This window comes from Cytobacillus oceanisediminis, assembly GCF_004366035.1.
Classification (GTDB): Bacteria; Bacillota; Bacilli; order Bacillales; family Cytobacillaceae; genus Cytobacillus; species Cytobacillus oceanisediminis_C.
The window spans coordinates 1-15,168 of the sequence record NZ_SOEE01000013.1 but is presented as its reverse complement, the minus strand read 5'-3'; the positions used below and the strand labels follow the sequence as shown (position 1 = coordinate 15,168).

The 15,168-nt window shown below is 37.7% G+C and carries 11 protein-coding genes, 1 tRNA gene, 1 rRNA gene and 1 pseudogene; 9 read left to right on the top strand and 5 right to left on the bottom strand.

The features are described 5' to 3' along the window. Nucleotides 1-45: 45 nt before the first annotated feature. Nucleotides 46-3,468 carry a S8 family serine peptidase gene (locus DFO72_RS24720; protein WP_166672555.1) on the bottom strand — a complete coding sequence of 1,141 codons (3,423 nt, stop codon included), beginning with the start codon at nt 3,466-3,468 and terminating at the stop codon, nt 46-48. A gap of 449 nt (nt 3,469-3,917) precedes the next feature. On the opposite strand from DFO72_RS24720, the gene fosM reads away from it, so the two are divergent. Beyond that, nucleotides 3,918-4,340 (top strand): FosM family fosfomycin resistance protein, encoded by a 423-nt coding sequence (gene fosM / locus DFO72_RS24715; protein ID WP_113885007.1) that lies wholly within the window; start codon nt 3,918-3,920, stop codon nt 4,338-4,340. Between the two features lie 294 nt (nt 4,341-4,634). Here the strand turns inward: fosM and DFO72_RS24710 are convergent. Beyond that, a pseudogene (locus DFO72_RS24710) lies at nt 4,635-5,071 on the bottom strand (ABC transporter substrate-binding protein); the annotation flags it as partial. 680 nt (nt 5,072-5,751) lie between these two features. Between DFO72_RS24710 and DFO72_RS24705 the strand changes: the two are divergent. The 6 genes from DFO72_RS24705 to DFO72_RS24680 all read left to right on the top strand — a co-directional run bounded on the left by DFO72_RS24705 (nt 5,752) and on the right by DFO72_RS24680 (nt 11,954). Continuing rightward, nucleotides 5,752-7,230, top strand: coding sequence for an Lsa family ABC-F type ribosomal protection protein (locus tag DFO72_RS24705; protein ID WP_113884945.1), 1,479 nt, complete (start codon nt 5,752-5,754; stop codon nt 7,228-7,230). A 346-nt stretch (nt 7,231-7,576) separates the two neighbouring features. Further along, nucleotides 7,577-8,272, top strand: coding sequence for a vancomycin resistance response regulator transcription factor, VanR-F/VanR-M family (gene vanR, locus DFO72_RS24700; protein ID WP_113884944.1), 696 nt, complete (start codon nt 7,577-7,579; stop codon nt 8,270-8,272). After that, nucleotides 8,265-9,383 (top strand): sensor histidine kinase, encoded by a 1,119-nt coding sequence (locus tag DFO72_RS24695; RefSeq protein ID WP_113884943.1) that lies wholly within the window; start codon nt 8,265-8,267, stop codon nt 9,381-9,383. The genes vanR and DFO72_RS24695 overlap by 8 nt, the downstream gene beginning before the upstream one ends. Before the next feature lie 99 nt (nt 9,384-9,482). After that, complete coding sequence (gene vanY / locus DFO72_RS24690; RefSeq protein ID WP_113884942.1) at nt 9,483-10,355, top strand: VanY-A/VanY-F/VanY-M family D-Ala-D-Ala carboxypeptidase; 873 nt, start codon at nt 9,483-9,485, stop codon at nt 10,353-10,355. A gap of 79 nt (nt 10,356-10,434) precedes the next feature. Next, nucleotides 10,435-11,058 (top strand): VanZ family protein, encoded by a 624-nt coding sequence (locus DFO72_RS24685; protein WP_113884941.1) that lies wholly within the window; start codon nt 10,435-10,437, stop codon nt 11,056-11,058. Between the two features lie 380 nt (nt 11,059-11,438). After that, nucleotides 11,439-11,954: a DinB family protein gene (locus tag DFO72_RS24680; RefSeq protein WP_113884940.1), complete on the top strand. Its 516-nt coding sequence runs from the start codon at nt 11,439-11,441 to the stop codon at nt 11,952-11,954. A gap of 233 nt (nt 11,955-12,187) precedes the next feature. Here DFO72_RS24680 and DFO72_RS24675 read toward each other — a convergent pair. Next, nucleotides 12,188-12,260 (bottom strand) — tRNA-Ala (locus DFO72_RS24675). A 67-nt stretch (nt 12,261-12,327) separates the two neighbouring features. Then, entirely contained in the window at nt 12,328-13,026 is a 699-nt protein-coding gene (locus DFO72_RS24670; RefSeq protein ID WP_009331578.1) for an MgtC/SapB family protein, read from the bottom strand. 146 nt (nt 13,027-13,172) lie between these two features. Here DFO72_RS24670 and DFO72_RS24665 point away from each other — a divergent pair, with 146 nt between their 5' ends. After that, nucleotides 13,173-14,087: a DMT family transporter gene (locus DFO72_RS24665; protein ID WP_113884939.1), complete on the top strand. Its 915-nt coding sequence runs from the start codon at nt 13,173-13,175 to the stop codon at nt 14,085-14,087. Nucleotides 14,088-14,149: 62 nt separating this feature from the next. Here DFO72_RS24665 and DFO72_RS24660 read toward each other — a convergent pair whose 3' ends face one another. Further along, a complete protein-coding gene (locus DFO72_RS24660) occupies nt 14,150-14,329 on the bottom strand; it encodes a hypothetical protein (RefSeq protein ID WP_113884938.1) in 180 nt (59 codons plus the stop codon). A 760-nt stretch (nt 14,330-15,089) separates the two neighbouring features. On the opposite strand from DFO72_RS24660, the gene DFO72_RS24655 reads away from it, so the two are divergent. Beyond that, nucleotides 15,090-15,168, top strand: a 16S ribosomal RNA gene (locus tag DFO72_RS24655); the annotation flags it as partial.

The window sequence follows — 15,168 nt, the reverse complement described above, 5'->3', positions numbered from 1 at the left end:
AAAAAGCCAGGAAAATCCACAATCAGGATTCCTGGCTTTCTTTTATTAATGCTTTACTGTGATTTTCTTAGGTTCAGATGTTAACGATAAACCTTTTTCGTCTGTCCCTGTAACCGTTACATAGTAGTCTCCATTTGGATATTCTTCACTTGGATACCACTTCAAACCGTATATTGAATGTTCATCTTCGATATCTGCATATTCCAGCATATTTCCTTCTGAGTCAGAGATTTCAATGTGCCAGTCCAATCGCTTGTAACCAAAAATGAGCATAGATGCTGGTTTTGTTTCATTAATGTTGGATCCCGATACTTGCCAGAAATTGATGAACGGGTCTGCGTGAAGCAGCTCTTCGTTCCCCCAATAGTTCACCCCTACATTGTGTACTCCATCAAGGGCGGATATCATCACGATCTCAGGTTTTTCATCTGATATATACTCCATTGTTCCCGCCTCAAGGGATTTTCTCTTGCCATTCACCCAGAGCATACTTCCGGTATACCCGGTGTTTTCTTCTTGTACATCCCAAGTGATTTTATAGTTGCCATCTTCTTGATCTTCCACTTGAATGTTCTCAACTCCAGGGGCAGCTCCGTCCATTTTGAATGGGATTTTCGTCTGCTGCGGTTCTGCTCCTTCATAATTTAAAGTGCTTTCATACACATAATAATAATCACCATCAGGCAGTATGTTGCCTTCTTTGTCCCTTCCGTCCCATAATATGCCATCAAATCCGTAATAGAAGTCTCTGTAGGCCATGATATTTTTCCGGAACGCATTAGGACTGCCGTCTTCTGTGTATTCACTGAAATTCGTAATATCCGCGACGGTATTTCCGTCTTTATCCTGGACACTTAAGGACATTTCCTTCAAATTTCTGAAGGCTGTAAAAGAAGGATAAATTCCTGTCACAATTGAGTTTGGCGAATACCCAATCTTTTCAGGATTGAATTTGCCAGTGCTGTTGTCATAGCCCATTGGCAGGTTCAGCAGATCATTCCAAAGGACTGTATAAGGAAGATATGCATCGCCGTTTACAGGGCTTTCATCGATGTTGTCAAGTGAACCCCAATTGCCGTAGAAGCCCATGAATGGCATGGTCAATGTAGACAGATCCTTTACAGAGCTTCCTTTTGGAACGAAGCGGACATAACCTTCCACAAAGCGATCTTTACTCAGATTCTCCGGAAGAGTCACAGAGATTGTCACTTCGTCATCGCGGTGTGGCTTGTATTGGATCTTGCTTTCGCCTTGGGTTCTGCCGTTAATCTTTATAACAGCGTCTTCAACCGGGAAACTGTTTAATGTCAAGTACTCTTTATTCTTGCCTTTTACGGATCTCGTTTCTGTTTCATCCGTCAGTACATCTACCTGAATTTCAAATTGGTGATTCGCTTTTTCCAGCTTCTTCGCCAGAGGTTCTACATCCAGTGTAAAATCGAATGTTCGTCCGACTTCCTTAAGTGCTATAGATGCTGCCTGCTCGAGCGGTACACCAATCTGTTTTAATAGATAAGGTGTCTCTACTGCCTGTTCAATCTTCATGAGGCCGGATCCTTGGCGCCTTGGTGAATAAGGTGTGTTTTCATGCTTCGGATTTTTCAAAATGTCAGATGTGTTCATAAGAGCCATTTTTGCCTTCAAGACGGTTTCTTCATTTTTAGGCAGCCCTACTTCCTGGTAGTACTTTTGCAAAAGCATTGCTGCCCCTCCCGCTACTTGCGGACTCGCCATGGAAGTACCGCTCATAGCTTCATATTCATTATTCAGGACAGTTGAGGTGATTTTTCCGCCAGGCGCTGTAATTTCCGGTTTAAAGCTCAAGTCTGTCGGTGCCCCGTAAGAAGAGAAATCCGACATCGGCTCTGTAGCCGGGTTCTGTACCCACATGCCTTCATCTGAAAGACCCACTGTAATCCTTTCACCACTTTGAAGTCTTTCCATCAGTTTATTTCCTTTTTTCAGCTCAGTCGTGACAGCTGGAATGGAGTTCGGCGAGAATCTAAGGTTTGGGAAATCTGAAAGTTCGTCTGGAGGGATTACAATAAGTGCTTCCGCTCCTTTTTTGGCTACTCCATATTGAAGAGTTGTATATGTAGAATAAGATTGAGCTGGTTTGGCGACGGCAATCTTGCCTTCGAGGTCTAATCCATCAAGATCCTCACCGAAACCTTCGCCGGCAAAAACAAGCTCATATTCTGTACCTGCTTCAAGTCCTTCAGACAATTTTTTAGCAGATGATTGATTTTGGTATGCCAGCATGGTTTCATCGTTCAGCATAAGGGATTCGACTCTCATTAAGTCATTTTCGGAAGATGCTACTTGAAGCGCTGAAGGTGTAATCCCAGGATCACCTACCACCCCGATATCCGGATTTTTCGCCAATGGCAGGTCAGTGGTCGGCAGCAGGTTCTGCTTCGTGCTGTAAGAAGAATTACCTGCTGAAGCGACTACCAGAACACCGTTATCTGTCGCAAATCTGACTGCCCGCTGAACCGGATCGTTTGGGTCAACCATTCCTGCATCAGATCCCAAGCTCATGTTGATGACATCTGCTCCTGCTTCTACTGCATGATAAATTCCTGCTGCAATGTCATCGTCGTATGCGTATCCCCTCGAATCAGAAAACACTTTCTCAGCAATCAGCTGGACATCCGGCGCTACACCGACTGCTTTTTTCTGAGATTCTTCAAAAGCTCCGACAATTCCGGCCACATGTGTGCCATGCTTATTACTTGCCGGTATGACATCCGTATCTTTATCGGCCCAGTCATAACCTGTAGGGACTTTATCTGAATACCAGATGTCATTTACTTCCGTTTTATTCAATGTTGTCTGGATATTGACTTCATTGTATTTCGCATGTTTCTTTCCGTTTTCGGTAAGCTGAAGCGCTTCATGACTGTGATCGATTCCCGAATCCACAATTGCGACGACCATTCCGTCCCCTGTGTAATTGTATTTGGTCCATACATTCATTGCTTCAACAATTTCATTGCTATTTATATCGTGATGCTCATATGTTTTCGAGATGCGGATGTCCTTAACGCCAGCCGTTTTTTGGATCTTTTCTGCTTCTCCAATAGTTGTCTCCATACTGAAGCCGTAAAAACCTTCAGAATATGTATGAATTACTTCTGAGGCACTGCTCCTTTTTTTCATAAAGCTGCTCTTTACTTGTTTGACCTTCTGTTCAGGTTTTTCTGTTTTGTCTACTTCTACTTCAACTATTAATCTTATATTCTCTTTAGGATCGAACTTGTTTAGGCCCTGTCCGTATATTGGGTGATCACTTGCACTATCTTTCCATAGGTTATCTAATTCAGACCTAGCCTGTTTTGACAGAGGTATTGCCTGTCCATTCTGTTTTGGCAGTTCAAACTCTGCGCCAGCCGGTGTTGCAATGCTTCCGGCAATTAGAGCAGAAATACCGATTGCAGACATTTTTCTCTTAAAGGAACTCTTCATCTTCTCACCCTTTTTCATATTTTTTTTGAAGATACATAGATTTTTATCCCCTGTAAATTCTCCCCCCTTTGTTTATTGTTCAATTATTCATTTCTATTAATATAGAAATATCCCTATTGGGGGAATTTTTCAGTCCATTATGTCGAAAGCCAATCTATAGTTCCTTATTATTCTGTGAAAATAGATTTTCCATTTTCCTGATAGTGAAGAAAGACCGGTAAAGCCAAGGTGGTGATTGGGGGAATCCGCCTGCACACTATTTATGAATTGCTAGAAAGGCCGGTTCACAGATAAAAAATAGGGAGATACTCCTGGAAACAAAAGTTCTCTCCGCTATAATCGAATGTAATGGCAGTGCATCAAAAATGGCAGGTTAAACAAACGGGGCAGAATGCTTCAATAAAATTTTGTATAATGAGTATATAAAAAAACAAGTTTGGGGTGATTTGGTGTCAATAGTAGGCATTAATCATTTTTTATTTTCAGTTTCCAATTTAGAAACTTCTATTGAGTTTTATAAAAATGTGTTTGGTGCAAAGTTGGTAGTTAAAGGAAGAAGTACTGCCTATTTTGATTTAAACGGTATATGGCTTGCCCTTAATGAAGAAAAGGATATACCTCGTACTGAAATTTGCCAATCATATACACATATAGCTTTTTCGATAGAAGAAGCTGAATTTGATAATAAGTTTCGTAAACTAAAAGAATTGAAGATAAACATCCTGTCAGGTCGTCCAAGGGACGAAAAAGATAAAAAGTCTATTTACTTTACTGATCCGGATGGGCATAAGTTTGAATTTCATACAGGTACTTTACAAGACAGACTAGATTATTACAAAAAGGAAAAAACACATATGGAGTTTTACAATTAAATGATTATGCACAAATTTGCTGGGTTGAATCAGCTGCCTATTTCTGGCCGCTTTTTCTTTTTAAACAAAAGGGGTAGGTTGTCCGATAGGTAATATTCACCACTGTGTAATTCAGACGCAATTTATTCCAATAAAAAAACCGCATAACTGCGATGATTGTGCCATTCCTGCTTTCTAATATATCCCGTTTAAATTGGTACAAGAAAAGGCTATGAACAAACGAGATTACTGGATGAAGAAAGAATCTCTTTATTAACGAACATGTATAACAAGCTGAAAAATGCCAATCTCCTCAATTGATACTTTTTTCTGCAATTGATCTCCAAGTTGTTCTTTTAGATTCGCTACACGTGTATCAAAATCATTCAGTACTTTATTGCCAGTTTCTTCATTGTTAATGGCTTTAGCATAGAGTTTGCAGTTTTCTTTCCAATCCCCACCAAGGTTTTCAGCAAACACTGTTGGTGCAATTTGACTTAATTTGTCGTAGATAGCTTCTTGACGTACTTTATTTCCAATAATTAAGTCTGGTTTTAATGACATGGTGGTTTCTAAACTTGGCTCCAATTCAGTTCCAACGCTTTTAACATTTTTCATTTTTTCTTGAATATGGTCATACCAAGGATTACCTAACCAGGATTCAACTGCCCCTACAGGCGTTATACCCATAGAAAGTAATGCTTCTGTCCCTTCATTGTTAAAATGACTATTCGTTTTGGTGTACCTTGAATTTAAGTAGAACCCATTGCAATCTCTTTTTGCTCATGGTAATTTTCACTTTACTTCTTCTTTCAGCTTGTGGAAACACAAGTAATAAAACTAGCAGTAACGGGAAAGATAATGAGCAAAATAATGGAGGGAATACATACACAGTGGAACATGAAGAAGATGCTACGGATGTCACCTATATGATGTTGGGCAGGAATTGGGAGTCTAAGCGATATGAAATATTGTGATATTGTATTCAGGGAAAAAAATTGTTACTATAAAGATACGATTTATGAGAGGATTGATGGATGGACAATGATTAACTGATCTATATTTTTATTTGAAATGAATAAGTTCAAACATCAAAATATAGGGTTAGTCTATCCATTTTTATAATACACTTTTATTTGTCATGATTCCGTTGGCAAATTGGAGCTTCATGAATATCATTGAAAGACTAATCCTTCCAATTATAAATGGGAGGTTTTTTTATAGATCAAAGATAAGATAGGTAGTATTAAAATTTAATCTGAAAAATAAAGGAGACAGAGAAATGAGCACTTCAGACACTATTGTTACGCATGTAATACTCCGTATAAGTCGTTAGTATCCATCAAACTTATACGGGGAAAAAGCAGAATAGATGGGTATGCCGACTTTGTATAAAAAGAAAAATGAATTGATATACAAAGGAGGAATAATTATGTCGATGATAAAGGTACAAGACTTAACTTTTTCTTATCCAGGAAGCTTTGACAATATTTTTGAGGGTGTAAACTTTCAAATAGATACAGATTGGAAACTTGGATTTATTGGGAGAAATGGACGAGGTAAAACAACATTCTTTAATTTGTTATTAGGAAATTATGAGTATAGCGGGACAATCATCTCTTCTGTAGAATTTAATTATTTCCCTTATCCCGTATCGGATAAAAATAAGTATACGCATGAAATCCTAGAAGAGATTTGCCCACAGGCAGAAGATTGGGAATTTTTTCGTGAAATATCCTATCTAAATGTTGATGCAGAGGTCATGTACCGCACATTTAAAACATTATCAAATGGGGAACAAACAAAGGTATTGCTTGCTGCATTATTTTTGAATGAGGGCCAATTTCTTTTGATTGATGAGCCAACCAATCATCTGGATACTGATGCGCGAAAGGTGGTCTCTGATTATCTAAGGAAGAAAAAAGGATTTATTTTAATTTCACACGATAGAATCTTTTTAGATGGCTGCGTTGATCATATCTTATCTATAAATAGAGCAAATATTGAAGTACAGAGTGGTAACTATTCTTCATGGAAGCTAAATTTTGATCGGCAGCAAGAACACGAAGAGGCGGCAAATCAGCGTTTGCAAAAAGACATTGGGAGATTAAAGCAATCTTCAAAGCGTTCAGCAGGCTGGTCTAATCAAGTGGAGTCTTCCAAGAATGGGACAACGAATTCGGGCTCTAAGCTGGACAAGGGGTTTGTAGGACATAAAGCAGCAAAGATGATGAAAAGAGCAAAGAACCTGGAAACAAGGCAGCAAAAAGCGATTGAGGAAAAATCAAAACTGCTTAAAAATGTGGAAAAAACCGAATCATTAAAATTAGAGCCATTTGAATTTCAGTCCAATGAATTGATTTCTTTGGCTGATGTGTCTGTCAAGTACGGTGACCAAATAGTAAATAAGCCCATTAGTTTTAAAGTTGAACAAGGGGACAGAATTGTACTTGATGGAAAGAATGGAAGCGGAAAAAGCAGTATTTTAAAACTAATTCTAGGAACTCCGATTCAGCATACAGGCTCAATGAATGTAGGTTCCGGCCTTATCATTTCCTATGTTCAGCAAGATACCTCGAATTTAAAGGGGCTGTTATCGGATTTTATTGAAGAGCATAAAATTGATGAGACTCTATTTAAATCCATTTTGCGAAAGATGGACTTTGACCGGATACAATTTGAGAAAGATATTGCTCATTATTCCGGCGGCCAAAAGAAAAAGCTGCTTATAGCTAAAAGTTTATGTGAAAAAGCTCATTTATATATTTGGGATGAACCGTTAAATTTTATTGATATATATTCGCGAGTGCAGATTGAAGAGCTTATTCAAAGATTTAATCCCACAATGGTTATTGTTGAGCACGATCAGGCATTTCAACAAACAGTTGCTACAAAAATAATATTTATGTAGCAAAGAAGGAGAATTGAATATAAACCAGGTTAATAAACAATGCTATCTTTCTTTTAAAACCGGCTGTGATTGCAGCCGGTCTTTTTATTCAATAATTGGGGAAGTGTCCGAATTTCTTGAAGTTGTGAAGAGTTGTATTTGCATTTATTAAGCCAAATTTACGATATAACGGTAGTATTAGAATAAAATAATACTAGAAATTTCTCATGAATGCACCGGGGATTTAGTAGAAGAGTTGCGTTTATTTGAACGAAATGACCAATTTTTGAAAAAGAAAAGGAAATAATAGAAAATGGATATAATTTAATATATATCTGCATGCTAACTTTTATTTAGGAGTGGGAAGATGAGAGATATTTCGATATTAATTGCTGATGATGAGGAGGACATTGCTGATCTGGTTTCCATTCATTTAGAAAAAGAAGGGTATCATGTTATTAAAGTTTCGGATGGACAAGAGGCTGTTCGTGCAGTCGAGACTCAATCGATTGATCTGATGATTTTGGATATTATGATGCCGAAAATGGATGGATATGAAGTAACCCGCCGCATTCGCGAACAGTATAATATGCCAATCATCTTTTTGAGTGCTAAAACATCTGACTTTGATAAAGTACAGGGACTGGTCATTGGAGCAGATGATTATATGACTAAACCATTTACCCCTATCGAATTGGTTGCCCGTGTAAATGCCCATCTCCGGCGTTTTATGAAGCTAAATCAGCCTAAAACAGATAATAAAAACAGCTTGGAATACGGCGGGTTAGTCATTACTCCTGATCAGCGCACAGTAACCCTTTACGGTGAAAGCATCGTGCTTACGCCGAAAGAGTTTGACATTTTGTATTTACTTGCGAGTTATCCAAAGAAGGTATATAGTGTGGAGAATATTTTTCAACATGTATGGGGAGAAGCATACTTTGAAAGTGGCAACACTGTCATGGTACATATTCGTACGCTGCGAAAAAAACTTGAAGAAGGCGAGCAGAACCACAAATGGATTAAAACCGTGTGGGGAGTTGGGTATTCCTTCAATGGTTAAAATGGTGCACAGCTTTCGTTCAAAGATGGTGCTCTTATTTGGTTTAAGTATGATTTTTTCTGGACTTATAACGTTTATAGCCTTTAAAGCCCTGCAATTCTATTATCACGCAAATGCCCAATATGGTGACCGGCTGGAATATTATCGGAAAATCATGAAACAATTTGGCGACATTAATGTCTTTTTACTGCTGTTCATCCCGCTTTCGTTCATATTCTTTTATTTACTCACGAAGCGCTATTCCAGCTATTTTAACGAGATTTCAACCGGAATTCATCATCTCTCCCGGGGAGACTTTTCACATCATGTTCAAATAGAGTCAAATGATGAATTTCGAGATATTGCCCATGATATTAATTTGGCAAGTGAAAAATTGAAACAAGCTGTAGAAAGAGGAGATTTCTCGGAAAGCAGCAAGGATCAATTGGTCATAAATCTAGCTCATGATTTACGGACTCCGCTTACCTCTGTTTTAGGATATTTGGATTTGGTTCTTAAGGATGAGACCTTGACTAAAGAACAAGTCAGACATTTTTTATCAATTGCCTTTACTAAATCTCAGCGTTTAGAAAGACTAATTGATGAATTATTTGAAATAACTAGAATGAACTATGGTATGCTTCCAGTTGAAAAAAGGAGAATAAATTTAATTGACTTGCTTAATCAATTAAAGGAAGAATTGTATCCTGTATTTAAAAAGAATCAACTGGCTGCCCGGATGGATAGTACACCCCATCTACCTATTTTGGGCGATGGAGAATTGTTAGCACGTGTGTTTGAAAACCTTCTGACAAATGCTATTCGTTATGGATATGAAGGTAAGTATGTGGATATTAAAGGCTTTATTGATGCAGAAGAAGTGGTCGTTCAGGTTATGAATTATGGAGATAGCATTCCTCCGGATGAACTCCCGCATCTCTTTGATATGTTCTATACTGGTGACAAAGCACGAACGCAGCAAGAAGATAGCACTGGTCTAGGCTTGTTCATTGCGAAGAATATTGTGGAGCAGCATAATGGAACAATTACTGTTGAAAGCAGTGTCATCCAGACAGTTTTTGAAGTTCGTTTACCAAAGGAAAGTGAACCAATTAAAGAAGATTTGCTGTAAGTGTACAGGATTTAAGAAAAATTTAATATTTACCCTACTCTTTATTTTAATAGTTTTCCTTATTCTTTTAAGCAGAGAAGAATAAGGGGGAACTGAAGAATGAAGAAGTGGGGTTTTTTATTTTTATTATTATTGTGCTTAGGGTTAACTTTCGTTAAAATTGACCCTTTTTTTGAACCGAAAGTAGAAATACAAAACAATGATCAAAATGAAAATGATAAAGAAGGTAGAAGAACTTCTGAAAATATCCAAAAAGAGATTGAAGAAGAACAAATCTATCAAGGAAATCTGCTTTTGGTCAACAGTGAATATCCGGTTCGCCCGGAGAGTATTAAATCGGATGTCATCAATCTAGCAGCGTACAATGAATTGACAAAGGGCTACAGGCTGGTAAACAGCGAAATTTATTTGTCTGAGGACGTTGCCCGTGAATTTTCAGAGATGATCGCTGCAGCCGAAAAGGAAGGAGTTCGAAATTTCTCTATTACCAGCGGTTTTCGAGGCTTTGAAGAGCAAAGTGTGCTTTATCAAGAGATGGGTTCTGACTATGCCTTGCCAGCTGGATATAGCGAACACAATTTGGGCTTATCGCTTGATGTAGGATCCACTCAAATGAAGATGGCAGATGCACCTGAAGGAAAGTGGGTAGAAGAAAATGCTTGGAAATATGGATTCATTTTACGCTATCCAGAGGACAAGACCGACATAACAGGAATTCAATATGAACCGTGGCACATCCGCTTTGTTGGTTTGCCGCATAGTGTGATTATGAAGGAAAAGAATTTTGCTTTAGAAGAATATTTAGACTACCTGAAAGAAGAAAAACAAATCTCTGCTAGTATGAATGGGGAAAAATACATGATTACTTATTACCCGATTACTCAAAACAGGACGATTAGCGTACAGAAAAATAGCTATTTTGAGATTTCAGGTAACAATATAGATGGAGTAATTGTGACCATTCACGAATGATAAGTGAAAAAAGAAAACCGGCAGGATTGTTGAATAACATAAGCAAACCTTCAATAGATCAGAGGTGTTTTTCTAAGATATGACTAAAAAAACAGCACTTATTTTGACAACTATTCTTTTTCTTCCATTATTAATCGCCTATCTATGGTTTTATGGTCGATTTGGGCACTATTTGCTCAGGCTCATGTTTGGGATGGCAGCTTTTGATAGTATCTGGCCGGCCGCGGCTCTCTTTCTTTTGACCAGTCTGGTTATTTCGGCTAATATTTACCAGCTTTGCCGTGGGCAATTTTACAAATGGTTTGTATGGTTGGAAGGAATCTTGTATTTTCTAAGCAGCATGAATTTTATTCTTTTCAAGACTTACGGTGATGGCATTGCCAGAATTAATCTGCAGTGGCGGGCGGTCTTCTGGAATTCTAATGCAGAAACTTTGGCCAATATCCTGATTTTTATTCCTATTGGTTGGATGCTTTATCTTCTGTTTCGAGGTTTCTGGCGGACAATGTTCGTTGGATTGCCTTTGGTCCTGCTGATTGAACTCTCTCAATATGTTTTTCGTCTAGGTGTCACGGATGTCGTGGATGTGATGACCAACATGACGGGGATTTTGTCAGGTTTTCTGATCTTTGCTTTAATCAGGCTCTTTGGCGTCAAATTTTATGACAGAGGGATTTATTGGGCTTTTAGACAAGAAGGTTAGCAGACAAGACAAAAAGCGCCTTTTTGACACTTAATTAATTTAAGTCTTCGTAATAGGCGAACATGGCTATGTTGATGCAAGAGGTCGTCTAGAGTTTATAAAACTTACTTTAAGAACGTTTAAGATATTGTTAATAAACTTACACTTAAAAAGCTTCTTCTATATGAATCTAATTAAATAAGTATTTATATTTTAAGAAACACACTTTTTAATTGCCAAATACGTTCCTGTTTTAAGTTTATGAGGAAATTTACTTAAACGAACGGGTTCTTTTGTCTAATAAGGTGTCTTAATGATCTTCAACAATCGGGCAGGGCTTCTTACAGTGAATACCGAAGTATTTATTGAGGTGGAATTTAGCTATAAGGGAGGAATCTTTTATGGGAAAACATCATGCGTTAAAACTGTATGATTATCACGTTTGGGCGAATAAAAAGTTTTTTGAGCGCTTGAAAGAATTGCCCAAGGATATTTATGATCGGGAAATACAAAGTGTTTTTTCCTCGATTGCGAAGGCTCTTGTCCATATTTATATGACAGATACAATATGGCTTGGTGTAATGCAGGAGAATAGTATGGAAGAAGTTCAAGCTTCTATTGCCATTGCTCAAGAAAAGACAAAGGATAAAAGTCTTGAAGAAATGGAAAAGCTGTTTCAAAGTTTGTCAGAGGAATATCAAAAGTTTCTTAACAATGTTAGTGATTTGGATAAAGAGATTACCCCAGTGCATCCTAAATTCGGGCGTTTGGATACTCATTTTTCTGAATTGGTTCAGCATGTTGTTAACCATGGCACTTATCACCGCGGAAATCTTACGGCAATGATACGACAACAGGGTTATTCAAGTGTATCTAATGATTATGTTTTTTATCTTTATGATAGCACGAAAAAATAGGTTTTTGATTAACTTTGTTTCGAAAGGTAAGTAAGATTTTGGATCTAATTAAGACCTGAAGGAGATAAGACAAAAAGACAGAGTCAGAATTGGCAATGTACATTCACAGGATAGCAATCTTAGAGGTGGATTCTCATGAAACAAATTTCATAATCCAGCGACAATAACTTTCTTACCGAATCGCCAAGTATTGAAGAAATAAAAAAAGCCTTGATAAACAAGGCTTTTTCCTATGGAGAATAGGGGGCTCGAACCCCTGACCTCAACGCTGCCAGCGTTGCGCTCTCCCAGCTGAGCTAATCCCCCGAGTAGTGGTACAAGAAAAATTATAACCACATCGGAGTTATCTTGCAAGAGGAATTATTAAAAAATTTTACTGCATACTATCGATTTCCATGCACTGCACTCCAGGAATACTTGAAACGCTGTAATAAACATCCGTAGTTCTTCTTTTGTAGTCGACGGCAACTATCAGCTGTACCAGATGCAGATGTTCATCTTCCAGGTCTTTAATGCGAATATGTTTTATAGATATATCAAGGTCTTTTACCGCTGGGATGATGTCAGCAATATTTTCTTTATCCCTTACCTTCAGCTGCAGGTTAATTTCTTTTTCTCTTAAGCGTTTGGGACCAATTAAGCCCATAATAAAAGGAATTACCTCCACTGAAATAATCAGCAGCGCCACTCCGGCCATTGCTTCAATATAAAAGCCGGCTCCTACAGCAATTCCGATTCCTGCTGCACCCCAAATTAAAGCGGCTGTTGTAAGGCCCGAAATACTGTCATTTCCCCTCCTTAAAATAACGCCTGCACCCAAAAAGCCGATGCCTGAAACAATCTGGGCAGCTAAACGGAGAGGATCCATCGTTATGTTGATGTCATCATTGCCAGGAAACATATAAGCCGATTCTATAGACACGATAGTCAGCAGGCAGCTTACTATGGAAATAACTAAACTTGTCTTTAAGCCGACCGGCTTTCTTTTTAATTCTCTCTCCAGGCCGATAACAAGTCCAAGGACTGCTGAAATCCCCAGCTTCATTAATATTTCTATCTCTAAACTGCTCATAATATCTCCCGCTTTTTTATGTATTGTATATCCAAAATATGATTTTAAAAATCCTGCTATAATAAAACCATAGTAAAAGTTTGACTACACGTTGTAAAATGAAATATACCCTAATTATTAGGGAACAGAAACAAGGAGTATTAAAAATGTCAGATAAAAAAATAAATCCCTATGTTGCCCTGGCAATTGGTGTAATTTCTGTCTCAACCTCTGCTATATTGGTGAAAGTATCCAGCGCTCCATCGGGAGTCATTGCGTTTTACCGGTTATTATTTTCCGTCCTATTCATGTTGCCTGTATTTCTTATAAAGTATGTTCCAGAACTTCGTCTTATTACACGGAGGGATTGGATCTATTCCATCATCGCCGGTGTGTTTCTTGCCTTTCATTTTATTCTTTGGTTTGAGTCACTGAACTACACCTCTGTAGCCAGTTCTGCAGTCCTTGTAACACTACAGCCCTTATTTGCATTTGCAGGCACATATTTCTTTTTTAAAGAAAAGTTTACCTGGAAAGCAATATTAAGCGGGCTTCTCGCAATTGTGGGCAGTGTTATTATCAGCTGGGGAGATTTTCAAATCAGCGGGACTGCTTTGTTCGGGGATATACTTGCAATCATTGCCTGCGCCCTGGTAACGGCTTACTTAATGTTTGGGCAAACAGTCAGAAAAAGGTTGTCGCTCGTTACCTATACTTTTGTTGTCTACAGTATAAGCACTGTTACATTGTTTTTCTACGTGTTAATCGTTAATGAACCGTTAATCCCATACGGAACCAGTGACTGGGTATATTTTATATTACTGGCCCTAGTTCCAACCCTGCTTGGACACACATTATTTAATTGGTCACTTAAATGGCTAAGCACCTCAACTATTTCTATGGCCATCTTATTTGAGCCGGTTGGTGCTGCAGTTCTAGCTTATTATTTACTTCAGGAGTCGATTATATGGACACAAGTTCTTGGTGGAACAGTCGTAATTGGAGGAATAACTCTCTTCTTATTAGATGAGAGAAGGATTCGGATGAAAGAATGGAAGAAAAAAACAACGATTTCCGGATAAACGGATAACCTATCTATAGTTATATAAGAGAGAAAAATCTCCCTGAGAATGGGGAGATTTTTTTATCTAAATACATAAGTCAGAGCAGAAAAAATAAATGCGGCTGTAACTGAAAAGATGAAGGTGCCACCATAGACCTCTTCATCTGAATTTGCAATTTTAAGGCCTTCTGCATATGCATAAGCAAATAAAAATATGGCCATGATTACTGATAGATATAGTGCTGCGGTTTCCAGTGTCATTCACACACCTTCCGTTTAGATTAGAGTTAATAGATTTTATGAAAAATAACCAAAACTATTACTTTTTCTTTGTATTGATAGTTTATTAAAACTTTATTTTTCATCCTTTTGGCGGTTAATCAATAAAATAAGTATAAATTTAATTATTGTTTTAAAAAGCTTATAAAAGTGTGGAAAAGTGAACAAAGTTATCCACATGCTGTGAGTAACTTTGTTGACAACTGTAATAATAAGTGTTTGGTCGTGGATAAGTTTGTGGGTATGTGAGGTGAATGGTTCCGGAAATATGTTACTAATATAATGAATTGTCATAAGCTCTGGTGAAATGCGTATAAAATTGGTGTTAAGAAAATGTACACTTTATTAAATCTGGCTGCAGAACAATTTAAGTAAATGCAGTTTCATAAAGGCACCGTTTTTATTTGGTTCCAGAACAGTAATCTCTAATAGAGAAAGGATATATGATTAATATGTACTGAAAATATAAAGATAAACATTTTTAAAAATTATATTGCAAACATTTAATAAGTCATGGTATATTAATTCTTGTCCTCAACAAGGCGAGTTAAACTGAGAAAAAACATTTTAAAAAGTTATTGACTTGCTAATGGATAACATGTTATATTTATAAAGTCGCTTCTGAGCGATAAGGTAAATTATAGCAAAGAGAAATTGATCTTTGAAAACTGAACGAACAAAAACGTCAACGTTAATTCATTAGTCTTTTTTGAAAAGACAACTTATGAGCTTAATCAACTCTTATATGGAGAGTTTGATCCTGGCTCAGGACGAACGCTGGCGGCGTGCCTAATACATGCAAGTCGAGCGGACAGATGGGA

What these genes read in the sequence shown, in the direction of transcription:
- vanY (WP_113884942.1), top strand. Translation starts at nt 9,483, where the DNA reads ATGAAGAAGTGGGGTTTTTTATTTTTATTATTATTGTGCTTAGGGTTA.
- DFO72_RS24670 (WP_009331578.1), bottom strand. Translation starts at nt 13,026, where the DNA reads ATGAGCAGTTTAGAGATAGAAATATTAATGAAGCTGGGGATTTCAGCA.
- vanR (WP_113884944.1), top strand. Translation starts at nt 7,577, where the DNA reads ATGAGAGATATTTCGATATTAATTGCTGATGATGAGGAGGACATTGCT.
- DFO72_RS24685 (WP_113884941.1), top strand. Translation starts at nt 10,435, where the DNA reads ATGACTAAAAAAACAGCACTTATTTTGACAACTATTCTTTTTCTTCCA.
- DFO72_RS24695 (WP_113884943.1), top strand. Translation starts at nt 8,265, where the DNA reads ATGGTTAAAATGGTGCACAGCTTTCGTTCAAAGATGGTGCTCTTATTT.
- DFO72_RS24680 (WP_113884940.1), top strand. Translation starts at nt 11,439, where the DNA reads ATGGGAAAACATCATGCGTTAAAACTGTATGATTATCACGTTTGGGCG.
- DFO72_RS24705 (WP_113884945.1), top strand. Translation starts at nt 5,752, where the DNA reads ATGTCGATGATAAAGGTACAAGACTTAACTTTTTCTTATCCAGGAAGC.
- DFO72_RS24665 (WP_113884939.1), top strand. Translation starts at nt 13,173, where the DNA reads ATGTCAGATAAAAAAATAAATCCCTATGTTGCCCTGGCAATTGGTGTA.
- DFO72_RS24660 (WP_113884938.1), bottom strand. Translation starts at nt 14,329, where the DNA reads ATGACACTGGAAACCGCAGCACTATATCTATCAGTAATCATGGCCATA.
- DFO72_RS24720 (WP_166672555.1), bottom strand. Translation starts at nt 3,468, where the DNA reads ATGAAGAGTTCCTTTAAGAGAAAAATGTCTGCAATCGGTATTTCTGCT.